A 22,520-nucleotide genomic window follows, 5' to 3' on the forward strand; every position below is an offset into this window, starting at 1 on the left:
GGTACCTGAGCGACTGCTTAGGATGGTTCCGGCCGACTGCTTGACGCCGGCATCTTTCAGCCAGCGCCCTCAGGAGCCCCGACCGTGACCACCCGCGCCCCGTCCGTCCCCGCCGTCGAGTACGGCGTCCTCGTTCCCGTGGTCGTCCACTTCGACGACCTCGACGCACTCGGCCTGCTGCACAACGCCCGCTACCCGCTGATGGTCGAGCGGGCCTGGGTGACGCACTGGCAGGAGCGCGGCTTCAGCTTCGAGGGCGACTGGGCCGCGGCAGGCGACGCCTGCAACGCGGTACGGGAGCTGCGGATCGGCTATGAGCTCCCCGTGAACCGCACAGGGGAGTACGCGGTGCACCTCTGGCTGGACCGGCTCGGCCGCACCGGGCTGACGTACGGCTTCCGCTTCTGCTCGGCGGACGGCGCCGTCACCTATGCGCAAGGCGCACGGGTCCTGGTCCGGCTGGACCCGGGCACCCTGCGCCCCGCCCCGTGGAGCGAGGCGTTCAGGGACGCGGGTCGGGGACTGCTGCGTCCGCAGGACTGACCTTCGCGCTCTCCCGCCCCGCCGTACGCAGCACCCCCGCACCGGCCACGAGGCCGCAGGCGAGCGCCGTCACCAGGGCGAACGAGACCACCAGGCTGGTCGCGTCGGCCACCGCCCCGATCGCCGAGGGGGCGATCAGGCCGGAGGTGTAGGTGATGGTGGCGACACCGGCGATCGCCTGGCTCGGGTGGGGGCCGCTGCGCCCGGCGGCCGCGAAGGCGAGCGGGACGACGACGGCGACACCCAGCCCGATGAGGGCGAAGCCCAGCATCGCGACCGCCGGATGCCGGGCCGCGACCACGAGCAGTCCGCCCGCCGTCGCCATCACACCGCCCACCCGTACCGTGCGCACCGGGCCGAAGCGGTCCACGATCCGGTCGCCCGCGAGCCGGGCCACCGCCATGGTCAGTGCGAAGGCCGTGGTCGACGCGGCCGCGATGCCCGGGGAGGTGCCGAGGATGTCGCGCAGATAGACCGCCGACCAGTCCAGGCTCGCGCCCTCCGCGAACACGGCGCAGAACCCGACGGCGCCGATGACCAGCGCAGACCTGGGCGGCAGCGTGAAGCGCGGCGGCGCCTCCTGGTCGGGTGTGCTCTGCAGGTCCAGGACGCCCTGGCAGGCGATCAGCCCGAGCACGGTCAGGGTGAGCGCGGCGAGTGCGTGGTGCAGCCGGGCATCACTGCCCAGATGGGCGGCGAGTGTCCCGCCCGCAGAACCGACGAGGGCGCCCGCGCTCCACATGCCGTGCAGTGAGGACATGATCGAGCGGTCGAGACGGTTCTCGATCTCGACGCCCAGCGCGTTCATCGCCACGTCCGACATGCCCGCGGTCGCGCCGAAGAGGAAGAGTGCGGCGCACAGCGTGAGCAGGTTCGGGGCGAAGGACGGCAGGATGAGGGACAGGGTCCACAGGGCCAGCAGCCCCCGCAGCGCGGTGCGCGCGCCGAACCGGTGACTGATCGCCCCGGCCAGCGGCATCGCCACGGAGGCGCCGAGTGCGGGGAAGGCGAGGGCGAGGCCGAGCTGCCCGGCGCTTGCTCCCACATGATCCTGGATCCAGGGAATGCGGGTGGCAAAGCTTCCGGTGACGGCCCCGTGCACACAGAAGACCGCGGCCACTGCGATGCGGGCGCGCTTCAACTGCCGAAGGCCGACGATCGGTTCGTGAGCCATGCGTATGTCCCTCCCCTGAGAATCCGGGGTTAAACTATCAGGAACCCTGCCTGATAGATAGCGGCGGACGCTCGTCTGGAAGGATTCGGCCATGCCCGCATCCCCGAGTACCGCCCGGGTCATCAACGACCGGCTCGCCCTCGAACTCCTCCAGCAGGAGGGCCCGTTGACGGCAGGCCAGCTCAAGACCATGACCGGCCTGTCCCGGCCCACCGTCGCCGACCTGGTGGAACGGCTCCAGGCCTCCGGGCTCGTCCGGGTCGTCGGGGAGTCGGGCTCGGAGCGGCGCGGGCCCAACGCCCGGCTGTACGGGATCGTCGCCGACCGCGCGCATCTGGCGGCGCTCGACGTACGGACCCGGAGCGTGACCGTCGTCGTCGCCGATCTGCTCGGGACGACGCTCGCCGAAGCCACCATGCCCATCGGCAGCGACACCGGCACCGAGCCCGCCGTGGAGAGCGCCGCGGCGCTGCTCGAACGCGCGGTGCGGGATGCGGGCGCGGAGCGGCTGCACAGTGTCGGTGTCGGCGCCCCCGGCCTGATCGACCCGGCCGGCGGCGAGCTGCGCAACACCTCCGGGCTGCCCGCCTGGCACCGCAGCCTGGTCGCCGTGCTGCAGGACCGGCTGCCGGCGCGGGTCGTCGTCGAGAACGAGACCAACCTGGCGGCCGTCGCCGAGCAGCGCCTGGGGGCAGCGCGTGACCGGGACACCTTCGCGTTCCTGTGGCTGGGTGCCGGGGTGGGCGCCGGGCTCGTCCTGGACGGGCAGCTGCGCCGGGGGGCTTCGGGCGGTGCGGGCGAGATCGGCTTCCTTCCCGTGCCGGGCACAGCGGGGGTGCCGTCGGCCGTCGACTGCGACGGGGGATTCCACTCGCTTGCCGGATCGGCGGCGATCTGCGCGCTGGCCGCGCAGTACGGGGTCGGTGTGCCGTCGGGGGCGCGGGAGCCCGTGGCGGCGGACGTCGTCGCGTCCGCAGTCGCCGACGGCCGTGAGGACTTCCTGACGGCACTCGCCGACCGGCTGGCCCTCGGGGCGGCGGCGGTCGCCGCGGTGCTCGATCCGGGCTGCGTCGTTCTCGGGGGAGAAGTGGGGCACGCGGGCGGCACGGAACTGGCGAGGCGGGTGGAGGCACGCCTGGCCGCACTCTCGCCGCTGCGTACGGAGGTGAGAGCGGGGGCGCTGGGCGGCTCGGCGGTTCTCAGCGGCGCGTTGCTGATTGCCCGCGAGACGGCCCAGAAGGACCTCTTCGCTCCGAGCGCGTAGAAGTTCCCGTGGTGCGGCATCCGGGACCCCTGCCGGCGGGCGCCGGACCGTGGCACGATCCGGGCGGGCCCGGGACGTACGCCCCGGCCGGGGACGCGCAGGGGTCGTGTCCGGGACGTAAGGCGTCGTAGGTCTTGAGCGGGGGCGCTGGGCGGCTCGGCGGTTCTCAGCGGCGCGTTGCTGATTGCCCGCGAGACGGCCCAGAAGGACCTCTTCGCTCCGAGCGCGTAGAAGTTCCCGTGGTGCGGCATCCGGGACCCCTGCCGGCGGGCGCCGGACCGTGGCACGATCCGGGCGGGCCCGGGACGTACGCCCCGGCCGGGGACGCGCAGGGGCCGTGTCCGGGACGTAAGGCGTCGTAGGTCTTGAGCGGGTCAGGTCCCGGGAAAGCAGTCCCGGATACGACCCCCGGCGCGTCCCGACGCCACGCTCCCGGACCGGGCGAGGTCCGGGGCGTCACCCCGGCGCCGCCCGCCGAAGGGCACCGTCCCGGAGCGGCCCGACGCCGACCGCGTGAACAGAGCGCAGTCACGAGAACCCAGCGGCCTCCAGGGCGCCACGGACGCCGACTTGGCCACGCCCCGGCAAAAGTCACCCCGGCCCGCGGCCCGCCCCAGGGCCGGCCACACCCGGGATGCCACGACCCGCGCGAGGGCGTCGCACCAAGGCACCGCGCTCGGCCCGAGGGGGGGCAGACCGGTCCTCCGTCCGCCCGAGGGCCCGGCGGCGGCAAGGGCCGGATCGCGCCGCCGGGCTGTCACGGGAGGGGTCAGCAGGCTCCCAGGTCCTGCCACACACCCCACTCACCGGTAGTACCGGGCTCCTCGCCCTTCGTCCACCACTTGGACTTCCAGTTGTGCGAGGCGTGGGACACAGTCACGCCGCCGGCGTACTCGGTCGCCGCGTTCCACGCCGGCGCCGCGCACTGCCCGTTGCCGCCGCTGCCCGTGGGAGTCGGCGAGGGCGAGGGGCCGGTCGACGTGCTCGGCGACGGCGTCGGTGACGGGGACGGACCCGGGCCGGGCTCCACGATCGTCGTACCGCGGGCGAGGCCACCGGCGAGTCCGTACGTCTTCCCGCCGAACGTCACGGTCCAGTTGGACGGGGTCGACACCGGCAGGTAGTACACGAAGTCCAGCTCGACGGAGGCGCCGGGCGCCAGCGTCTGCCAGGCCGGCAGTTTCAGCGAGACACGGTGGTAGTCGCCCTTCAGCCCGCCCACATTGGTGCCGGTGTGGTCGCTGCGGATGACCGTTGTGCCGAACCCGGACTGGTCCTTGGCGTTCCCCGGCGCCGAGGAGCCGTAGTCGAACCGGAACTCCGTACCCCCGGGCAGCGTCGCCGTCGTGTTGTTCGTGATCTTCAGCTTGGGGCTGATCGGGTAGTTGGAGTCGCCGAGCGGGAACTGCCCGAACTCGACGTCGATCGCGACCGCTTCGGCCGGCAGGGTGGTCGTCGCGCGCGTCGCGCCGTACGGAGGCGCCGCCTTGAACGCGTCGTACATGGCCGTGGTGAGCGTGTCGCCCATCTCGTACTGGCCCTTGGCGGCGTTCCAGTCGTAGTCGCCCGCCAGCTCCCAGATCATGGTGCCGCCGATTCCCTTGTCCACCACGTAGTCGGCCTTGGCGCTCACCGACTGCTCGTCCTCGGTCGACAGGAACACCTTCTTCTGGGCGTTCCACAGCCACGGTGCCACCAGCGTGGCGTCGTACTTGCGGACATACGTACCCGTCAGCGCGGTACCGGCCGGGAAGCCGTATGCCGTGACGTAGTCGCCGACGACGCCCTTCTCCAGGTTCTTGGCGTGCCACATCGGGTTGGATCCGGCCGGGGACTCGTTGCCCGCCGCGTCCTTGTCGTGCCAGAGGTTGTCGATTCCGACGGCCCCGTCCCCGCACCTGGTCAGACCGGCGCCGGCCGGACAGGTGGTCGAGGGCGCCTTGCCCCACAGCCCGTCCGTGCCGCCCTGGACGTTCTTGAAGCCCCGCGTGTAGTACGGAAGGCCGATGTTGATCCGGCCCGCCGGCATCGATCCGCGGAAGTAGTGGTACGCCCAGTCGGTGTTGAGGTAGCCGATCCCGCCGTACTGGGACGTGGAGTAGACGCCCGCCGCGGCCAGTTCGCCGTCCTTGCCGTCGTCGAACAGCGAGGCGTTGGGCCCGACGTACTCGTTCCAGGCGCCGTGCAGGTCGTACGACATGATGTTGACGTAGTCCAGGTACTTCTGGACCTGGAAGGTCTCCATGCCGCGCAGCAGATAGCCGGAGGACGGCGCCGCCACGGTCTGCATGTAGTGCTTGCCGTCGCTCGCCCCGGCCCGGTCGAGCTTCTCTCGCAGGCTCTTCATCAGCGCCGCGTAGCCCTTGACGAGACCCGCCCGGCGGGCGTTGGAGACCGAATGGTCCAGCGGGTTGCCCGCGTCCTTCATCGAGGTCGGGTACTCGTAGTCGATGTCGACTCCGTCGAAGCCGTACTTCTTGATGAAGGCGACGGCCGAGTCCGCGAAGGTGTCGATACCGGCCTGGTTCACCGAGCCGTCGGCGTTGGTCGCCATCGAGTAGAACCCGCCGGAGGCGACCCGGGTGCCGTTGCCGTCGAAGTAGCCGCCGGTCTCGGCCCAGCCGCCGACCGAGATCAGCGTCTTCACCTGGGGGTGCTGTTTCTTGAATTTGTTCAGCAGATTGAAGTGACCCTTGTACGTGTACGCCGGGTCCATCTCGGCCCCGGCGACGCCGGGCCATGTCATCCCGGTCGCCGCGTTGTCGGCGCCGTCCGCGCCGACCGACAGTTTGTTGGCCGAATCGATGTGTCCGAAGGCGTAGTTGATGTGGGTGACCTTGTCCCACGGGATGTCGGAGGCGAGGTAGGCGGGGGCGCCGTCCTTTCCGGTACGCCAGCCGGTGAAGTAGCCGATGACGCGCCGCTGATGGTCGGCGCCCATCTTCTCGCGGCCCTCGGTGTCGTAGACGGAGCAGTAGGGAACGTTCACGCCCGGAGTCGCGTACAGCCCGTCGGGGCGACAGGACTCCTGGCTTGCGGCGTGCGATACGCCTGACGAGAGCGCGCCGGCCAGCAGCGAGGCGGCAGTTGCCGCGCCGACCGCGAGCAGCGAGGCTCTGGTACGGGTGGGGGACAGCACGATCGTTCTCCTCCTGGTGGGGATCCCGCTGCACCCCGCCAGGGGGGCGCAGGGGGGTTCGGCCTCGCACAACTGGCATGGGGATGGTGCGGGTTGGCCTACGGGCGTGCGCACGCCCGCGGCGTGATCCGCGGAGGTGTCGCAGAGATTAAGAGGACTAGACCAGTGCGTCAATAGGTCTGGACCATTCCGCAGGTGGAAGCCTTTTCGGCCACTCCGTACGCTGTCTGTGAGCCAGTCCACAGCCATCACCTGCATGGCCGAGCGCCGGGCGTGGCACACTTGCCCTGTATCAGCAGCAGCGCACTCCGGGGTCGGTGCAATTCCGAACCGGCGGTTACAGTCCGCGACCCGTCCGCAGCCAGCGGCCGGTTGACCAGGTGAAATTCCTGGACCGACGGTTAAAGTCCGGATGGGAGGCAGTGCGCGGCGGGTGACCCTTGTGGTTCGCCGGCCGTCTGTGGCCGATCGTCCTCAGCGACGACCGGTTCTGTCGGTCCTGGCGTTGCCATGAGGTGTTTCTCCGCTCTCTGTCGTCATCGACAGCCCCGGAGTCCGTGCCCGAAGAGGCAGGAGGACCCGGTGGCCACCGCAGCCGACTCGACCGCCATGCGCCGAGCCATCGCGCTCGCCGCCCGCGGACTCGGCTCCACCAGCCCCAACCCGGTCGTCGGGTGCGTCATCACCGACGCCTGCGGAGAGCCCGTCGGCGAGGGCTTCCACCAGCGCGCCGGCGGCCCCCATGCCGAGATCCACGCCCTGCGCGCCGCAGGCGAGCGCGCCCGCGGCGGCACTGCGTACGTCTCCCTCGAACCCTGCAACCACACCGGGCGCACCGGCCCCTGCGCCCAGGCACTCGCCGACGCCGGGATCGCCCGCGTCGTGTACGCGGTCGGCGACCCGAACCCGCAGGCCACCGGCGGTGCCGACACCCTGCGCGCGGCCGGCGCAGAGGTCGAACAGGGACTGCTCGCCGACGAGGCCGAGGCCGGCAACATCGCCTGGCTCACCTCCGTACGCCTCGGGCGCCCCTATGTCCTGTGGAAGTACGCCGCCACGCTCGACGGCCGTATCGCCGCTGCCGACGGCACCAGCCGCTGGATCAGCTCGCCCGAGTCCCGCGCCGACGTCCACCGGCTGCGCGCCGAGGCCGACGCGGTCGTCGTCGGCTCCGGCACCGTCCGCGCGGACGACCCGCACCTGGCCGTGCGCGGCATCGACGGCGCCGTCCAGCCACTGCGGGTCGTCGTCGACACCGAAGCCGCCGCCGTCAGGCCCGGCGCGCGCGTCCTCGACGACGCCGCGCCGACCGTGATCGCGGTCGCGGAGGATGCCGACACTGCTCTTCCCGGCGTCGTACGGCTGCCGCGGACGGCCACGGGCCTGTCGGTACCCGCCCTGCTGGCCGAGCTCCATGAGCGCGGCGTCCGCTCCGTGCTCCTCGAGGGAGGCCCGACCCTCGCCGGCGCCTTCGTCGCCGCGGGCGCCGTCGACAAGGTCGTCGGCTACCTCGCCCCCGTACTCCTCGGTGAGGGCCCCGCCGCCCTCGCCCACGCAGGAATCACCACCATCACCGAGGCGTTGCGGCTCGACGTCACCGAGACCGTCCGTATCGGCCCCGATCTGCGGATCACCGCGACCGTCCCCAAGGGAGCTTGAGAGTGTTCACCGGAATTGTCGAAGAACTGGGTGAGGTCACCGCCATCGAGGACCTCGGCGACTCCTCGCGCTTCCGGCTGCGCGGACCTGTCGTCACCGAGGGCGCGAAGCACGGCGACTCCATCGCCGTCAACGGTGTCTGCCTCACCGTCGTCGAGTTCGGCGACGGCGAGTTCACCGCCGACGTGATGGCCGAGACCCTGAACCGCTCCAGCCTCGGTGCCCTGGAGGCCGGCTCGCGCGTCAACCTCGAGCGCCCCATGGCGGTCGGCGACCGGCTGGGCGGTCACATCGTCCAGGGCCATGTCGACGGCACCGGCACCGTCGTCGCGCGCAAGCCGTCGGAGAACTGGGAGATCGTCACGATCTCCCTTCCCACCGACCTCACTCGATACGTCGTCGAGAAGGGCTCGATCACGGTTGACGGCGTCAGCCTCACCGTCGTCGACGCCGGCCCCGACCACTTCACGATCAGCCTCATCCCCACCACCCTCGCCCTGACCACGCTGGGCATCAAGCAGCCTGGCGACCCGGTCAACCTCGAGGTCGACGTCATCGCCAAGTACGTCGAGCGGCTGCTCGGCGCCGACGCCAGGGAGAGCGCGAAGTGAGCGGTCTGTCCTGGCTCAACTCGGAGGCCTTCACGGTCCTCGGGCAGCACATCAAGTGGTCGGACATGACCGGCAACACGATCGGACTGATCGCGCTCGCGCTCGGCTGGCGGCGCTCGGTGTGGACCTGGCCCGTGCAGTTCGTCTCCGGTCTCATCCTGTTCACCGCCTTTGCCTCCCACCTGACCGGCAGCGCCGGCAAGCAGGTCGTGGTGATGGCCGTGGCCGCGTGGGGCTGGTGGCAGTGGACCCACGGCCAGAAGCAGGCCGAGGACGGGGCGATCGCCGTCCGCTTCGCCACCTGGCGCGAGCGCGGTGTCATGGCGGGCGCAGCCCTCCTCGGCACCCTCGCCGTCGGCGGACTGTTCACCGCGTACCCGTCGCTGTCCTGGGACGCCTGGCCCGACGCGTACATCTTCGTCGGCACCCTCGTCGCGATGTACGCCCAGGCACGCGGCATGGTCGAGTTCTGGTTCGCATGGCTGCTCGTCGACCTGGTCGGCGTACCCCTGAACTTCGCCAACGGCTACGCCTTCTCCGGTTTCGTCTATGTGATCTACGGCGCGCTCGTCCTGTGGGGCATGCGCGACTGGTGGCAGCGCTCCCGCCGGAGCGCCGAGCCCTCCCTGGAAGGAGCACCGGCATGACTGCCCTGCCCGCGTGGTACTCCGCCGACAGCGCCGAGGACCTCTCGCTCGACCCTGTCGAGCAGGCCATCCGCGACATCGCCGCCGGCCGGCCCGTGGTGGTCGTCGACGACGAGGACCGCGAGAACGAGGGCGACCTCGTCATCGCCGCGGAGAAGGCGACCCCCGAGGTCATCGCCTTCATGATGAGCGAATGCCGCGGTCTGATCTGTGCGCCCATGGAGGGCGACGAGCTGGACCGGCTCGAGCTCCCGCAGATGGTCGAGCGCAACACCGAGTCCATGCAGACGGCCTTCACCGTCTCGGTCGACGCGGGCCCGGCCCACGGCGTGACCACCGGAATCTCCGCCGCCGACCGCGCCACGACACTGCGGCTGCTCGCCGACGGGAAGTCCGAGGCGACCGACTTCGTACGCCCCGGCCACATCTTCCCGCTGCGCGCGAAGCCCGGCGGCGTACTGGTCCGCAACGGCCACACCGAGGCCGCGGTCGACCTGGCCCGCCTGGCCGGGCTGCGCCCCGCAGGCGCCATCGTGGAGATCGCCGGCGAGGACGGCGTCATGCTGCGCCTGCCCGAACTGGTGCCCTTCGCCCGCAAGCACGGCCTGACGATCATCTCCATCGAGGACCTGATCGCCTACCGGCGCAGCTCCGAGCCGACGGTGAAGCGTGAGGCGGAGGTGAACCTGCCCACCTCCTTCGGCCGGTTCACCGCCTACGGCTACCGCTCCACCACCGACGGCATCGAGCATGTCGCGCTCGTCCACGGCGACATCGGCGACGGCGAGGACCTGCTGGTGCGCGTCCACTCCGAGTGCCTGACCGGCGACATCTTCCACTCGCTGCGCTGCGACTGCGGCCCCCAGCTGCAGGCCTCCATGCAGCACATCACCGAGGCCGGACGGGGAATCGTCGTCTATCTGCGCGGCCATGAGGGACGCGGCATCGGACTGATGTCCAAGCTGCGCGCATACGAACTCCAGGAGCGCGGCCGCGACACCCTGGACGCCAATCTCGAGCTCGGCCTGCCCGCCGACGCACGCGACTACGCGGCGGGCGCGCAGATTCTCGATGACCTCGGCGTGCGCAGCGTCCGGCTGATGACGAACAACCCCGACAAGGTCTCCGCGCTCGTGCGGTTCGGCATCACCGTCCTCGGCCGTGAACCGATGGCCGTCCAGGCGGGCGAGCACAACCTCCGGTATCTGCGTACCAAGCGCGACCGGATGGGACACGACCTGCCCTGGCTCGACTCCCCTTCGCTCCGCCGGGAGGACCCCCACGCAGCGTCGACCTGCGGCAACCAGTAATCCAGCAATCAGTAAGTCAGCAATTCAGCAAGCTGCACGTCAGCAAGCGGCTAGGGAGAAAAATGAGCGGCAAGGGTGCACCCGAACTGTCCGTACGCAACTGCGGCGACCTGCGGGTGGCGGTGATCGCGGCCCAGTGGCACGAGAAGGTCATGGACGGCCTCGTCGACGGCGCCCTGCGCGCACTGCACGAGCTCGGCATCGACGAGCCGACGCTGCTGCGCGTCCCCGGCAGCTTCGAGCTCCCCGTGGTGGCCAAGGTGCTGGCCGGCCGCGGCTACGACGCCATCGTCGCGCTCGGCGTCGTCATCCGCGGCGGCACACCGCACTTCGACTATGTGTGCCAGGGCGTCACCCAGGGCCTGACCCAGGTCAGCATCGACACCGGCGTCCCCATCGGCTTCGGTGTACTCACCTGCGACACCGAGGAGCAGGCCCTGGACCGCGCCGGAATCGAGGGCTCGAACGAGGACAAGGGCCATGAGGCGGTCACCGCCGCCGTCGCCACCGCGGCCACGCTGCGTTCAGTATCTGAACCCTGGCGCTGAGCAGAAGCCACTTCCGCGTAGGGTGGGACCACCATGTCCAAGAAGACGTTCGAGGAGCTCTTCGCCGAGCTCCAGCAGAAGGCCGCCACCGGCGATCCCGCCACCTCCCGTACCGCCGAACTGGTGGACAAGGGCGTCCATGCCATCGGCAAGAAGGTCGTCGAGGAGGCCGCCGAGGTATGGATGGCCGCCGAGTACGAGGGCAAGGAAGCCGCCGCCGAAGAGATCTCCCAGCTGCTCTACCACGTCCAGGTGATGATGGTCGCGCGCGGGATCTCCCTCGACGACGTCTACGCCCACCTCTGAGTCCAGCCCCGCTCCGCACGTACACACGCGAACAAAGGAAGCCTGTCTCATGCTGCGCATCGCCGTCCCCAACAAGGGTTCACTGTCCGGACCTGCGTCGGCGATGCTCCATGAGGCCGGTTACCAGCAGCGCAAGGAGTCGAAAGAGCTCGTGCTCGTCGACCCGGTGAACGAGGTCGAGTTCTTCTACCTGCGCCCACGCGACATCGCGATCTACGTGAGCTCCGGACGGCTCGACATCGGCATCACCGGCCGCGATCTGCTGCTCGACTCCGGTGCCAACGCCGAGGAGATCCTCGAGCTCGGCTTCGCGCGCTCCACCTTCCGCTACGCCACCAAGCCCGGCACCGCCAAGGGCGTAGAGGACTTCGACGGCATGACGATCGCCACCTCCTACGAGGGCATCGTCGCCAAGCACCTCGCCGACAACGGCATCGACGCCTCGGTCGTCCACCTCGACGGCGCCGTCGAGACCTCCATCGACCTCGGCGTCGCCCAGGTCATCGCCGATGTCGTCGAGACCGGCACCAGCCTGCGCAACGCGGGTCTCGAGGTCATCGGCGAGCCGATCCTCGACTCCCAGGCCGTCGTCATCCGGCGCACGGGCGCGAACGGCGAGGACCCCAAGGTGCAGCAGTTCCTGCGCCGCCTCCAGGGAGTCCTGGTCGCCCGCAGCTACGTGATGATGGACTACGACTGCCGGGTCGAGCACCTGGAGCAGGCGGTGGCCCTCACCCCGGGCCTCGAGTCCCCGACGATCTCCCCGCTGCACCACGAGGGCTGGGTCGCGGTCCGCTCCATGGTGGCGGCCAAGGAAGCCCAGCGCATCATGGACGATCTGTACGACCTCGGCGCCCGCGCCATCCTGACCACGGCCATCCACGCGTGCCGGCTCTGAAGGACACTCGACCCGCATGTCTGCTCAAGCACCCCGACTCCCCGCGCTCCCGGTCACGTTCAGGCCGACCCGGACCCGGATCGTCCTGCTGACCGTGGGCTCGGCGATGTGCGCCGTCCTCATCTCGGTGACTCTGCTGCTCGACAGGCTCAGTGCGCCCGAACGGGTGAGCTTCATCTTCACCGCGCTGCTGTTCTTCGGCGTGCTGGCACTGCTGAGCCGGCCCAAGGTCGTCGCCGACGAGGACGGTGTCACCGTCGTCAACCTGACGCGGACGCGCCGCCTCGCGTGGCCGGAGATCCTCCGCGTCAATCTGCGCCCGGGCGACCCCTGGGTGTTCCTCGATCTCAGCGACGGCACCAGCCTGCCCGTGCTCGGCATTCAGCCGGGCATCGCCAAGGCACATGCCATCAGCGACGCCCGCGCGCTGCGCGCCCTCGCCGAGACCCACGGCACCCGACCGGACGAGGTCTAGGTCACCTCCTCTGCCCCACCCGGCCGAAGCCCTATTACTCTGGTGGCGGCGGCGCCGAGTGCGCCGCCGCCCCCCGGCCACGCGGCCCCGGCCGTGGGGCACCTGCAAACCGAGGAGTGACTGACTCCGGCAATGGACGGATCGTCCGGTAGTACCTGCGCCGCCCCCTCCCAGGAGGCGGCGGCATGATCGTTCCCCTACTGCTGCTCGCCGCAGCGTTCCTGCTGATCCTCGCCAACGGCTTCTTCGTGGCAGCCGAGTTCGGCCTGGTCACGGTGGAACGCCCCGAGGCCGAGCGTGCAGCGGCCGAAGGCGACCGGCGCGCCGGTCGCGTGGTCACCGCGCTGAAGGAGCTGTCCTTCCAGCTCTCCGGCACCCAGCTCGGCATCACCATCACCTCACTCGTGGTCGGCATGCTCGCCGAGCCCGCGCTCGCCCAGCTGCTGGACGGGCCGCTGACCGCCACCGGGCTGCCCGAGGGAGCCGTGTCCGGGGTGGCGGTGATCATCGGCATGCTGCTCGCCTCCGCCGTCCAGATGGTGATCGGGGAGCTCGTCCCCAAGAACTGGGCGGTGTCCCGGCCGTTGCAGGTCGCGCGCTTCGTCGCCGGCCCGCAGCACCGTTTCTCCACCCTCTTCCGCCCGGTCATCACCCTGCTCAACGCCACCGCCAACCGCCTCGTACGGATGTTCGGCGTCGAGCCCGCCGAGGAGCTGGCCTCCGCCCGTACCCCGGGCGAGCTGGTGGCACTGGCCCGCCACTCGGCGCGCGCGGGAACCCTGGAACAGGACACTGCGGACCTCTTCGTGCGCACCCTGTCGCTGGGCCATCTCACCGCCCAGCATGTGATGACCCCGCGGGTGAAGGTGAGCGCCCTGCAGTCCGACGCCACCGCCGCCGATGTCCTCAACCTGACCAGGGCCACCGGCCTTTCGCGCTTCCCGGTCTACCGGGAGCGCATCGACGAGATCGTCGGCATGCTGCACCTCAAGGACGCACTCGCGGTGCCCGTGGCCGAACGGCTGCGCACCCGCGTCGACCGGATCGCGGTCCCGCCGCTGTTGGTGCCCGAGACCCTGCCGGTGCAGCAGCTGCTGGAGCGGCTGCGCAGCGAACAGCCCATAGCCGTCGTCGTCGACGAGTACGGCGGCACCGCCGGCGTGGTCACCCTCGAGGACATCGTCGAGGAGCTCGTCGGCGAGGTCCGCGACGAGCACGACGCCGAGACGGACGCACGGCCGGAACTGGCACCGGTCGCCCCGGAGGACGGCAGGCCCGCCTGGGAGGCCGACGGCAGCTGCCGGGTGCTCACCCTGCGCCGGATAGGACTTGAGGTGCCCGACGGTCCCTACGAGACCGTGGCCGGCCTCGTGGCCGATCTGCTGGGCCGTATCCCCGCCCCCGGCGACCGGGCCGAACTCCCCGGCTGGCGGCTCTCGGTCCGCCAGGTGGAGCGCTACCGCGCAGAGCGGGTGCGGCTGGTGCGCACCGCGGATGTGCCGGTCATGACGGAGGCCGTGCGATGAGCGTCCTGCAACTGCTGTTCGCCCTGCTGCTGGTGCTGGCGAATGGATTCTTCGTCGGCGCCGAGTTCGCTCTCGTGTCCGTACGCCGCAGCCAGATCGACCCGCTCGCCGCGGCAGGATCCGGACGGGCCCGCCAGGTACTGCACGGACTGGAGAACCTCCCGCAGATGATGGCGGCCGCCCAGTTCGGCATCACCATCTGCTCCCTGACCCTCGGCGCGGTGGCCGAGCCGACCGTCGCGCATCTGCTGGAGCCGGTCTTCCACGCCGCCCGTGTGCCGGAGGGACTCGTTCATCCGCTCGGCTATGTCATCGCCCTGGCCGTGGTGGTCTTCCTTCATCTCGTCGTCGGCGAGATGCTGCCGAAGAACCTGGCGATGGCCGCACCGGAGAAGACCGCGCTGTGGCTCAGCCCGGGCCTCGTCGGCTTCGCCCGGCTGTGCCGCCCGGTCACCACGGCGCTCGGTGCCTGCGCCCGGCTGGTGCTGCGGGTCTTCGGCGTCGAGCCGAAGGACGAGGTGGAGGCGGTCTTCACCAGCGAGCAGCTCAACCGGCTTGTCGAGGACGCGGGCCAGGCGGGCCTCCTCGAGCCTGCCGAGCAGGAGCGCCTCGAGGACGCGCTCGAACTGGGCAGCCGCCCGGTGAGCGATGTGCTCATCGCCCGCTCGGCCCTCGTGACCGTGCCCCCCTCGGTCACGCCCCGGCAGATGGAGGAGCTGACGGTACGCACCGGCTACTCGCGCTTTCCGGTCTGCACCCAGGACGTGGCCGGGCCCTTCATGGGCTATCTGCACGTCAAGGACGTGCTGGACCTGGAGGAGCGGGAACGGGCGGTGCCTCAGCACGTCTGGCGGCCGATGGCGACGCTCCGGGCCGAACTGCCCCTGGACGACGCCCTCACCGTGATGCGCCGCGCGGCCACGCATCTCGCCCAGGTCTCCGACGCGTCGGGACGGGTGCTCGGCCTGGTGGCGCTGGAGGACGTACTGGAGATGCTGGTCGGTGAGGTCCGCGATCCGGCCCACCGGCTCACCGGGCCCAGGGCGCCGCGGACGGCACCGGACACGGCCCTCGTCAGCTGACCTGCCGGGATCGGATCAGCCGAGGGGAGGATCCTGCGGGCCGCGGCCCATCGGACCGCGGCCCGACAGGACCTCCCCGTACGCCTGCATCAGATCGGGCAGCCGCAGTGTCGAGAGGTCCTCGCGGTTCGGCGTCCCCGGATATGTGGACAGCCGCAGATCCCGGTACGCACAGCTCTTCTCGTACAGAGTGCGCAGGAAGCGGCCGTTGCCCAGCTCGTCGATCCAGCCCTGGTCGACGACATGGCCGCTGATGGACCGCAGCTCGTCGCGTGCCTCGTCGTCCCACATGTCGCCGTTCTCGGCCGCGAGCACCTCGCCGATCGCCGTGAGCTCCAGCGGACGGTACGAGGGGAAGTCGACCCGGGTGGTGAAGCGGGACGACAGACCGGGGTTGGCTGCCAGGAGGCGGTCCATCCCTTCGGGATAGCCGGCCAGTATGACGACCAGATGGTCACGGTTGTCCTCGGCCCGCTTGAGCAGCACCTGCAGGGCCTCGTCGCCGTACGCGTCGCCCTTGCTGTAGCCGGAGTTGGACAGGCTGTACGCCTCGTCCACGAAGAGCACCCCGCCGAGCGCCGAGTCGATCAGCTCATTGGCCTTGACCGCCGTCTGTCCGAGGAACTCGCCCACCAGATCGGCCCGTTGCGCCTCCACCAGATGGTCGCCGCCGAGCAGCCCGAGCGCGTAGAAGACCCGGCCCAGAATCCTGGCCACGGTCGTCTTGCCGGTGCCGGACGGCCCCGAGAAGACGAAGTGGCGCTTGGGCGGTTGCACCGGCAGTCCTTGCCCGGCCCGCAGCCGGGCCATCTCCAGCTGCGCGGACAACGCCCTGACCTGCCGTTTCACCGGCTCCAGGCCCACCATGCGCTCCAGCTCGTCCAGCGCCTGTGCCAGCAGCACCGGGTCGGTGGGGCCGGCCGGGAACGGCGGGGGAGCGGCCTGGGAGGGAACGGCCGCCTTGTGCCGCAAGGCGTCGGGCGGCAGGGGCGGCGGCCCCACACCGGGCAGCTGGGAGAGCGCATCACCGCCGAGGCGCGGCTCGGCCGCGAGCGGTGTCTCGCTCTCGGCCTGGGCGTCCGCGGCATCCTGACCGACGCCGGCCAGCGTCACGGTGGCCAGGCCCGCCGACTCGTCGTACCCGTCGATCCCGTCGTAGTCGGTGATCGCCGCAAGCCGTGCGGAGGTGTCCATGAAAGCCGGGTCGATCTTGTGCACCGCCCGGTAGAGCGGCAGCGCGGCGGCGCTGCGGCCGGTGCCCTCGTGCGCCCGCGCCAGCCAGTACCGCAGCTCCTTGCGCTGAGGCTGTTCGCTGCGACAGCGCATCAGAGCGGCGGACAGCAGCGGCTCCGCCTGCCCGTACATCTCCAGTCGCACCCGCGCCATCCCGCCGAACAGGCCGGCCTCGATGCCCAGCAGCGGATCGTTGACCAGCGGCTCGGTGTGGCGCACCAGCTGCTCCCAGTCCTTGACCAGATAGGCCCGGCAGGCGTGCAGAAACCGCACCTGAGGGTCCGTGTCCACCGGGGGCAGAGCGGCCAGCGCACGGTCCAGTTCGGCCACATGGCGGCCGTCGAGCCAGTGGGAGGCGTGGGCGAGCAGCAGATCGCGCGGGCTCTCCAGCACTGGCTGGACCCACCAGCCCAGCCAGTACCAGGAGTTGAGGGTGCGGCGGTGACGGGCCCGCTGTTCCCCGAACCGTTCCCGGTTGCGGTACATGCGCAGCAGCGCGGTGGTGGTGTCGACGCGCAGCGCATGCAGCCCGAGCCAGGCGTCGGCCATCCCGGGGTCCAGTCGTACGGCCGTACGGAATTCTTCCTCGGCCTGCGGGTACGCGCCCATGGTGCAGGCGTCCACGCCGCGCACCCAGGCAATGTCGGCCGGTGACTGCACGCCCTGCGTGCCGACGTTCATAGGGTCCCCCCACTCCCCCCACAAGCCGTGCACCAGTGTTGTCACGCCTGGTGGCGCCCTTCGGCAGGGTGGGCAACCACCAAGCCACGGACGGGAATTGACCCACCGGGGTGCATCGTACCCGGGCAGAGGGTGGCGATTAAGGGCGTCGCGAGGACCTGGCAACGGTGACCCAGGGTGAGCGAATGGGGTCTGCTGCGCTGCAAGGCGAAGGGGGGAGGGCAGAACGAAGCCCCCGATCACGGGGGAACAACCGGGGGCTTCGCGTCTGCGGCGGCTCCTAAAAGCCGCACATTGAGAACGTAAGACCTGTAAGCCCCGTCGGTCAAGCAGAGTTGAGGCACTCTTGAGCCAGAATTCCGACCGATCGGTATGTCCAGGGATTTCCCATAACTCTACGTGATGACTCGGTTCGATCGCGGAGTCCCAGCAGGTCCGCGGCGCCACTCGTACCCCTCTCGGCACTCACGCACCACCGTGTCGGCGAACGGGCGCGAAGGGTCCGTCGAGAAATGGCGCGTCTCCGCCGCTGTCCACTCGTCCCAGAAATCGCTCAGTGCGGCGCCGTCCCGCGCCCTGCCGCGGGCCCAGGACTCCTCGGCGCCCCGCTCCATCCACAGCAGCCACGCGAGATGGGGGCGCAGCGCCCGCCGGCCCGCCCCCACCCCCTCCACCAGGACGACCGGTGAGGCCTCGAGACGCCGTGCAGCTCCGAAGGTGCGCAGATTCCAGTCGTACGGGTGATACAGCGCGGCCTGGCCTGCTGACAGCGGTGTGATCACCTCGGCGAGCATCCGGCCGGTCCACGCGAACAGCTCCTCGTGGGTGGCCAGATCGTCCAGATGCACCACCGGCGCCGGTTCGCCGCTGCCGACTGCCGCCGCGAGCCGCGTGGCGAAGGTGCTCTTGCCCGATCCGGCGTGGCCGTCCACCGCGATCAGCCGGACCGGCCCGCAGGACGGGGCGAGGGAGCGCAGCCGCGCGGCCTGCCGGTCGAGGTCGTCCATGGCGACACCCTACGAGGGCGCCGCGTCCTGCCGCAGGTCACTCCCCTGCGCCCTGTGTGAGGCCGCCAGTGGACAAGACCAATATTGGTGGCGCGACGCGGCGTGGAAGAGCTGGCAGAAGTCCCTGGGGGGCAGGGATAGTTGCCCCCACTGCCGCGCATCTGACTTGGGGGCCCCATGGCCGGACCGACTTCGCGCAGAACCGTCCTGGGCGCCGCCGTCGCGGCAGCCGCGAGTGCGGGTTCGCTGTCCTCTCTGAGCGGCGCGGCCGCCGCCCCGCCGTCCTCGGGCCGGGCGAAGGCGCCCGCACCGCTGATCGACAACCACTTCTGGTCCTCCTACACCGACTGGCGCTCCGGCGGTGCGGCAGGGACGAAGGCCGTCGCCGGCCGCCGGCCCGGCCTGGTGATCGCCGCCCCGGCAGGCCTCACCGAATACACCGACCCGCACACGGGCAGCCAGGCGAGCTGGGAGCACGCCGCCTGGACCTCGCCGGTGCACCGCTCGCCGGTTCCCGCCACCGAGGTCATCGCTTCCTGGAACGCCCACACGCCGGCCGGCACCTGGCTCCAGGTCGAGCTGGGCGGGACCTACTCCGACGGCACACGGACGCCGTGGTTCGTGATGGGCCGCTGGGCCGCGGGCGACGGGGACATCCGCCGTACCTCGGTCGACGACCAGAGCGACGGCAGGGCGACCATCTGGACCGACACGTTCTCGATCGACGACGCTGCGAGCGGGCTGAGGCTGACGACCTACCAGCTGCGGCTCACCCTCTACCGCAAACCCGGGACCAAGCTCACGCCGACCGTGTGGCGGCTCGGCGCGATGGCATCCGACATCCCGGACCGCTTCTCGGTGCCCGCGTCGGTCCCGGCCGGCCCGGCGCGTGAACTGCCCGTGCCGCGGTACTCGCAGAACACGCATGTCGGCCAGTACCCCGAGTACGACAACGGCGGCGAGGCCTGGTGCAGCCCGACCTCGTCACAGATGATCATCGAATACTGGGGACGCAGGCCCTCCGCGGCCGACCTGGCCTGGGTGAACCCGGACTTCGCCGACCCGCAGGTGTGCCACGCGGCCCGGTTCACCTTCGACCACCAGTACGAAGGCTGCGGCAACTGGCCGTTCAACGCCGCCTACGCCGCCACCTACCGGGACATGAACGCCGTGGTCACCCGGCTTTCCTCACTCACCGACCTGGAGAACCTGGTCGGAGCAGGGATCCCGGCCATAACGTCCCAGTCCTTCCTCAAGGAGGAGCTGACGGGCGCGGGCTACGGAACCGCCGGGCATCTGATGACGGTGATCGGCTTCACCGCCGGCGGCGATGTGATCGCGAACGACCCGGCGTCGCCCGGCAACTCGGCCGTGCGACGCGTCTACCGGCGCGCCGAATGGGAGAAGATCTGGCTGCGCACCAAGCGCTACAACGCGAGCGGCAAGGTGGTCTCCGGCACAGGTGGCGTCTGTTATCTCTACTGGCCCGACCAGCCGACCGCCGCCCAGCGCCGGGCGCTGGCCGCCGTCGGCATCCGCTGAGCTGGGACCGGCCCCCGGGCAGAGACGCAGGTCACTGCCCGGGGGCCGTATCCCTGGCACTGTGGTGCGGTCACCGGGGGGCGACCATCAGCCGGACGACCGAACGAGAACCGCCATGACTTCGACCGCAGCAGCAGCCGCCATGGACCGCGCCGAGAGCCGTACCCGTACCGGTGGCCCCGGCGACGGCCCCAAGGTCCTCGAGCACGTCCTCGGCTGGACCCTCGTCATGGTTCTCGCGATGCTCGTCACCCAGATCGGCCTGATCTAGGCCGACGCGACCGGGTGGCGGCCCGTGAACGGGGCCGCTCCTGTCCGGAACCGCTCCTGTCCGGAACCGCGCCGCAGGGTTGCCCGCGGGCTTGCGGGTCCAAGGCGGGCACCGAAGGACCGGACCGGTCGATCAATGGTGCGGACCAACCACCGATTCCGTTTCCATGGCAGTCCCACCCCGTCCGGCAGGAGTGCGGGCACCTCGTGACGGACGCCCGCCGATCGGGCATACTCAACGCGCCACAGCCGCCAACCAGCCGCTTTCGTGATCCGGAAGGGCAGCATCGGCCTGGCAGAAGATCGGCGGCGCGCCCACACCCTGTGCGTGCCTGCCGCAGCGCCCGACAGGGAGGAGAGCGCCGTAATGCCCGACCGCGCCCCGCAGCCGGTGGACCGTCAACTGCCCACCGAGGAGGCCAGGGATCTGATCACGCTGGTCCGCGACATCGTCCAGCGGGAGATCGCCCCCCGCGCGGCCGAGGAGGAGGACGCAGGGCACTTTCCGCGCGAGGTCTTCTCGCTGCTGTCAGACGCCGGACTGCTGGGTCTGCCCTACGACTCCGAGTACGGCGGCGGCGACCAGCCGTACGAGGTGTACCTCCAGGTGCTCGAAGAGCTCGCCGCGGCGCGGCTCACCGTCGGCCTCGGTGTCAGCGTCCACTCGCTCTCCTGCCACGCTCTGGCCGGATACGGCACCAAGGAGCAGCAGGCCGAACACCTTCCCGCGATGCTCGGCGGGGGCCTGCTCGGCGCCTACTGCCTGTCCGAGCCCGCTTCGGGGTCCGATGCGGCGTCACTGCGCACCAAGGCGGTCCGTGACGGCGACGACTGGGTCATCACCGGCACCAAGGCGTGGATCACCCACGGCGGTGTCGCCGATTTCTGCACGGTCATGGCCCGCACCGGGGGCGAGGGGGCGAAGGGCATCACCGCCTTCCTGGTCCCGGGCGACGCGCCGGGCCTGAACGCGGCGGTACCCGAGAAGAAGATGGGCATGAAGGGTTCGCCCACCGCGCAGCTCCACTTCGACGGTGTCCGGGTCCCCGACTCCCGCCGCCTCGGCGAGGAGGGCCAGGGCTTCGCGATCGCTCTGTCGGCGCTGGACTCGGGCCGTCTCGGGATCGCCGCCTGCGCCATCGGTGTCGCCCAGGCGGCCCTGGACGAGGCCCTCGCCTACGCCACCGGCCGCCGGCAGTTCGGCCGTCCCATCGCGGACTTCCAGGGGCTGCGCTTCATGCTCGCCGACATGGCCACCCGTATAGAGGCGGGGCGCGCCCTGTATCTCGCCGCGGCGCGGCTGCGGGACGCGGGCAAGCCGTTCTCCCGGCAGGCCGCGATGGCCAAGCTGTTCTGCACGGACGCGGCGATGAGCGTGACCACCGACGCGGTCCAGGTGCTGGGTGGCTACGGCTACACCCAGGACTTCCCGGCCGAGCGCTATATGCGGGAGGCCAAGGTGCTGCAGATCGTCGAGGGCACCAACCAGATCCAGCGCATGGTCATCGCCCGTCACCTCGCGGGGCCCGAGACGCGCTGATCCGTCCGCAGCTGATCCGCCCGCCTGAACACGGGCGTGAACGTCACCGGCGCCGCGAGCCTGCTCCACTCGGGGTCGCGGCGCCCGGGCAGGGTTCTGCCGTGGCTGGCCCAGAGCTGGAGCAGTTCCCGGTAGATGGGCGGATCGGCCGGATGGTAAACCGATTCTGCGCGCGCCGTGGGCAAAGGCGCAGGTGGGGGAACCGGCGGAGCCGGTGCGGCAGGACCGGGAGTCGGCAGGGCCGGCGGGGCCGACGGAGCCGGCATCACCAGCCGCCGACGACGCTGACCGGTCGTGGAGTACACCAGGGTCATGACTGGCCAACGGCTGCACCCCGGACCGGGTTACCGGCGGGGATAATCGCGCGCCAGTGCACGGGCTACCCGGCACGGCCGGAGAGGGCGGATCCCCGGCCGGCCACCGTGCTGCGGGATCAGGCCGCGCGCCGCATACGCGGCACCTTCACGGGACGCGAACCCGGACCGCCGACGTGCGAGAAGGGCTGCATCCGCCAGTCAAGGCCCTGAGGAAGCGTCAACAGCAGGGCGGTGTCCTGCTCCTGGAGTTCCAGCGACTCATCGGCGGGCCGGGCCTCGGCGGCCGGCCGGCCGGTGCCGGCGCACACCGTCAGGCCGAAGGGGTTCCACGGAGTGGGGCACAGCGCGTGCTCCGGGAGCACGTCCTCGTCCGCGAGCAACGCGATCGGCTGTGCACAGTCCGGGCAGACCACCCGGAACATCTCGAAGGTGTCGTACGCGTCCAGCTCGTCGATATCGGCCAGTTCCGCCAGATCGACAGGCTCCGGTTCAGTACGTCCGGTGTTCTTAAGGCTCTGCATGGAGAATCTCCCCCTCGGATGGGCCGAGCAGGCACGTGTGGCCTCGACCACACCAAGCACTTCCCATCGCGCCGGGTGGGTAACCGCGAGGTCACGGTGGACCCGGCGGCAACCCTGTGGCATTCGTCACATGACTTCCCCCTACGGCCCTGCGGCCGTGGGAGGTGCCCCCGGCCGGTGCCCTCTCGGGGCTTTCCGAGACTGTGCCGGAAGCGACCTGGGGCAAT

The 22,520-nt window shown here is 70.8% G+C and carries 20 protein-coding genes and 1 riboswitch; of the genes, 15 read left to right on the forward strand and 5 right to left on the reverse strand.

What is annotated here, in order from left to right; all coding sequences use genetic code 11:
• Window positions 1–84 precede the first annotated feature (84 nt).
• Window positions 85–543, forward strand: a complete 459-nt coding sequence (locus OHS70_RS31255; protein WP_328402924.1) for an acyl-CoA thioesterase — start codon at window positions 85–87, stop codon at window positions 541–543.
• Here the strand turns inward: OHS70_RS31255 and OHS70_RS31260 are convergent.
• A complete protein-coding gene (locus tag OHS70_RS31260) occupies window positions 503–1,717 on the reverse strand; it encodes an MFS transporter (protein WP_328402926.1) in 1,215 nt (404 codons plus the stop codon). The two genes, OHS70_RS31255 and OHS70_RS31260, sit on opposite strands and share 41 nt — an antisense overlap.
• 91 nt (window positions 1,718–1,808) lie before the next feature.
• Here OHS70_RS31260 and OHS70_RS31265 point away from each other — a divergent pair, with 91 nt between their 5' ends.
• On the forward strand, window positions 1,809–2,981 hold the full coding sequence (locus OHS70_RS31265; protein ID WP_328402928.1) for an ROK family transcriptional regulator: 1,173 nt from the start codon (window positions 1,809–1,811) through the stop codon (window positions 2,979–2,981).
• A gap of 769 nt (window positions 2,982–3,750) precedes the next feature.
• Here OHS70_RS31265 and OHS70_RS31270 read toward each other — a convergent pair.
• Window positions 3,751–6,120 carry a chitinase C-terminal domain-containing protein gene (locus OHS70_RS31270; protein ID WP_328402930.1) on the reverse strand — a complete coding sequence of 790 codons (2,370 nt, stop codon included), beginning with the start codon at window positions 6,118–6,120 and terminating at the stop codon, window positions 3,751–3,753.
• 299 nt (window positions 6,121–6,419) lie between these two features.
• Window positions 6,420–6,550: riboswitch (FMN riboswitch) on the forward strand.
• A 152-nt stretch (window positions 6,551–6,702) separates the two neighbouring features.
• On the opposite strand from OHS70_RS31270, the gene ribD reads away from it, so the two are divergent.
• The 10 genes from ribD (at window position 6,703) to OHS70_RS31320 (ending at window position 15,182) form a co-directional block, all read left to right on the forward strand.
• Window positions 6,703–7,779: a bifunctional diaminohydroxyphosphoribosylaminopyrimidine deaminase/5-amino-6-(5-phosphoribosylamino)uracil reductase RibD gene (gene ribD, locus OHS70_RS31275; RefSeq protein WP_328402932.1), complete on the forward strand. Its 1,077-nt coding sequence runs from the start codon at window positions 6,703–6,705 to the stop codon at window positions 7,777–7,779.
• Window positions 7,780–7,781: 2 nt separating this feature from the next.
• On the forward strand, window positions 7,782–8,390 hold the full coding sequence (locus OHS70_RS31280; protein ID WP_328402934.1) for a riboflavin synthase: 609 nt from the start codon (window positions 7,782–7,784) through the stop codon (window positions 8,388–8,390).
• 5 nt (window positions 8,391–8,395) lie between these two features.
• On the forward strand, window positions 8,396–9,037 hold the full coding sequence (locus OHS70_RS31285) for a nicotinamide mononucleotide transporter family protein (RefSeq protein ID WP_328406046.1): 642 nt from the start codon (window positions 8,396–8,398) through the stop codon (window positions 9,035–9,037).
• Window positions 9,034–10,347, forward strand: coding sequence for a bifunctional 3,4-dihydroxy-2-butanone-4-phosphate synthase/GTP cyclohydrolase II (locus OHS70_RS31290; RefSeq protein ID WP_328402936.1), 1,314 nt, complete (start codon window positions 9,034–9,036; stop codon window positions 10,345–10,347). Before OHS70_RS31285 ends, OHS70_RS31290 begins: the two co-directional genes overlap by 4 nt.
• 62 nt (window positions 10,348–10,409) lie before the next feature.
• Window positions 10,410–10,895 (forward strand): 6,7-dimethyl-8-ribityllumazine synthase, encoded by a 486-nt coding sequence (gene ribH / locus OHS70_RS31295; RefSeq protein ID WP_328402938.1) that lies wholly within the window; start codon window positions 10,410–10,412, stop codon window positions 10,893–10,895.
• Between the two features lie 33 nt (window positions 10,896–10,928).
• A complete protein-coding gene (locus OHS70_RS31300) occupies window positions 10,929–11,201 on the forward strand; it encodes a phosphoribosyl-ATP diphosphatase (protein ID WP_328402940.1) in 273 nt (90 codons plus the stop codon).
• A 49-nt stretch (window positions 11,202–11,250) separates the two neighbouring features.
• A complete protein-coding gene (hisG, locus tag OHS70_RS31305; protein ID WP_328402942.1) occupies window positions 11,251–12,099 on the forward strand; it encodes an ATP phosphoribosyltransferase in 849 nt (282 codons plus the stop codon).
• Window positions 12,100–12,115: 16 nt separating this feature from the next.
• On the forward strand, window positions 12,116–12,574 hold the full coding sequence (locus OHS70_RS31310) for a PH domain-containing protein (RefSeq protein WP_328402944.1): 459 nt from the start codon (window positions 12,116–12,118) through the stop codon (window positions 12,572–12,574).
• Between the two features lie 185 nt (window positions 12,575–12,759).
• Window positions 12,760–14,100, forward strand: coding sequence for a hemolysin family protein (locus OHS70_RS31315; RefSeq protein WP_328402946.1), 1,341 nt, complete (start codon window positions 12,760–12,762; stop codon window positions 14,098–14,100).
• Window positions 14,097–15,182 (forward strand): hemolysin family protein, encoded by a 1,086-nt coding sequence (locus OHS70_RS31320; protein ID WP_328402948.1) that lies wholly within the window; start codon window positions 14,097–14,099, stop codon window positions 15,180–15,182. The genes OHS70_RS31315 and OHS70_RS31320 overlap by 4 nt, the downstream gene beginning before the upstream one ends.
• A 15-nt stretch (window positions 15,183–15,197) precedes the next feature.
• On the opposite strand, the gene OHS70_RS31325 is transcribed toward OHS70_RS31320, so the two are convergent.
• Both OHS70_RS31325 and OHS70_RS31330 read right to left on the reverse strand, forming a co-directional pair.
• Window positions 15,198–17,096, reverse strand: a complete 1,899-nt coding sequence (locus tag OHS70_RS31325) for an AAA family ATPase (protein ID WP_328402950.1) — start codon at window positions 17,094–17,096, stop codon at window positions 15,198–15,200.
• A 395-nt stretch (window positions 17,097–17,491) separates the two neighbouring features.
• A complete protein-coding gene (locus OHS70_RS31330) occupies window positions 17,492–18,103 on the reverse strand; it encodes a uridine kinase family protein (RefSeq protein WP_328402952.1) in 612 nt (203 codons plus the stop codon).
• Window positions 18,104–18,280: 177 nt separating this feature from the next.
• Between OHS70_RS31330 and OHS70_RS31335 the strand changes: the two genes are divergently transcribed.
• The 3 genes from OHS70_RS31335 (at window position 18,281) to OHS70_RS31345 (ending at window position 21,455) form a co-directional block, all read left to right on the forward strand.
• Window positions 18,281–19,645 (forward strand): peptidase C39 family protein, encoded by a 1,365-nt coding sequence (locus OHS70_RS31335; RefSeq protein WP_328402954.1) that lies wholly within the window; start codon window positions 18,281–18,283, stop codon window positions 19,643–19,645.
• 115 nt (window positions 19,646–19,760) lie between these two features.
• Window positions 19,761–19,916 carry an SCO1431 family membrane protein gene (locus OHS70_RS31340; RefSeq protein WP_328402956.1) on the forward strand — a complete coding sequence of 52 codons (156 nt, stop codon included), beginning with the start codon at window positions 19,761–19,763 and terminating at the stop codon, window positions 19,914–19,916.
• 366 nt (window positions 19,917–20,282) lie between these two features.
• Window positions 20,283–21,455 carry an acyl-CoA dehydrogenase gene (locus tag OHS70_RS31345; protein WP_328402958.1) on the forward strand — a complete coding sequence of 391 codons (1,173 nt, stop codon included), beginning with the start codon at window positions 20,283–20,285 and terminating at the stop codon, window positions 21,453–21,455.
• A gap of 433 nt (window positions 21,456–21,888) precedes the next feature.
• Here OHS70_RS31345 and OHS70_RS31350 read toward each other — a convergent pair whose 3' ends face one another.
• Window positions 21,889–22,293, reverse strand: a complete 405-nt coding sequence (locus OHS70_RS31350; RefSeq protein ID WP_328402960.1) for a hypothetical protein — start codon at window positions 22,291–22,293, stop codon at window positions 21,889–21,891.
• Between the last annotated feature and the right edge of the window lie 227 nt (window positions 22,294–22,520).

The sequence above is a fragment of the Streptomyces sp. NBC_00390 genome, assembly GCF_036057275.1.
Taxonomy (GTDB): Bacteria; Actinomycetota; Actinomycetes; order Streptomycetales; family Streptomycetaceae; genus Streptomyces.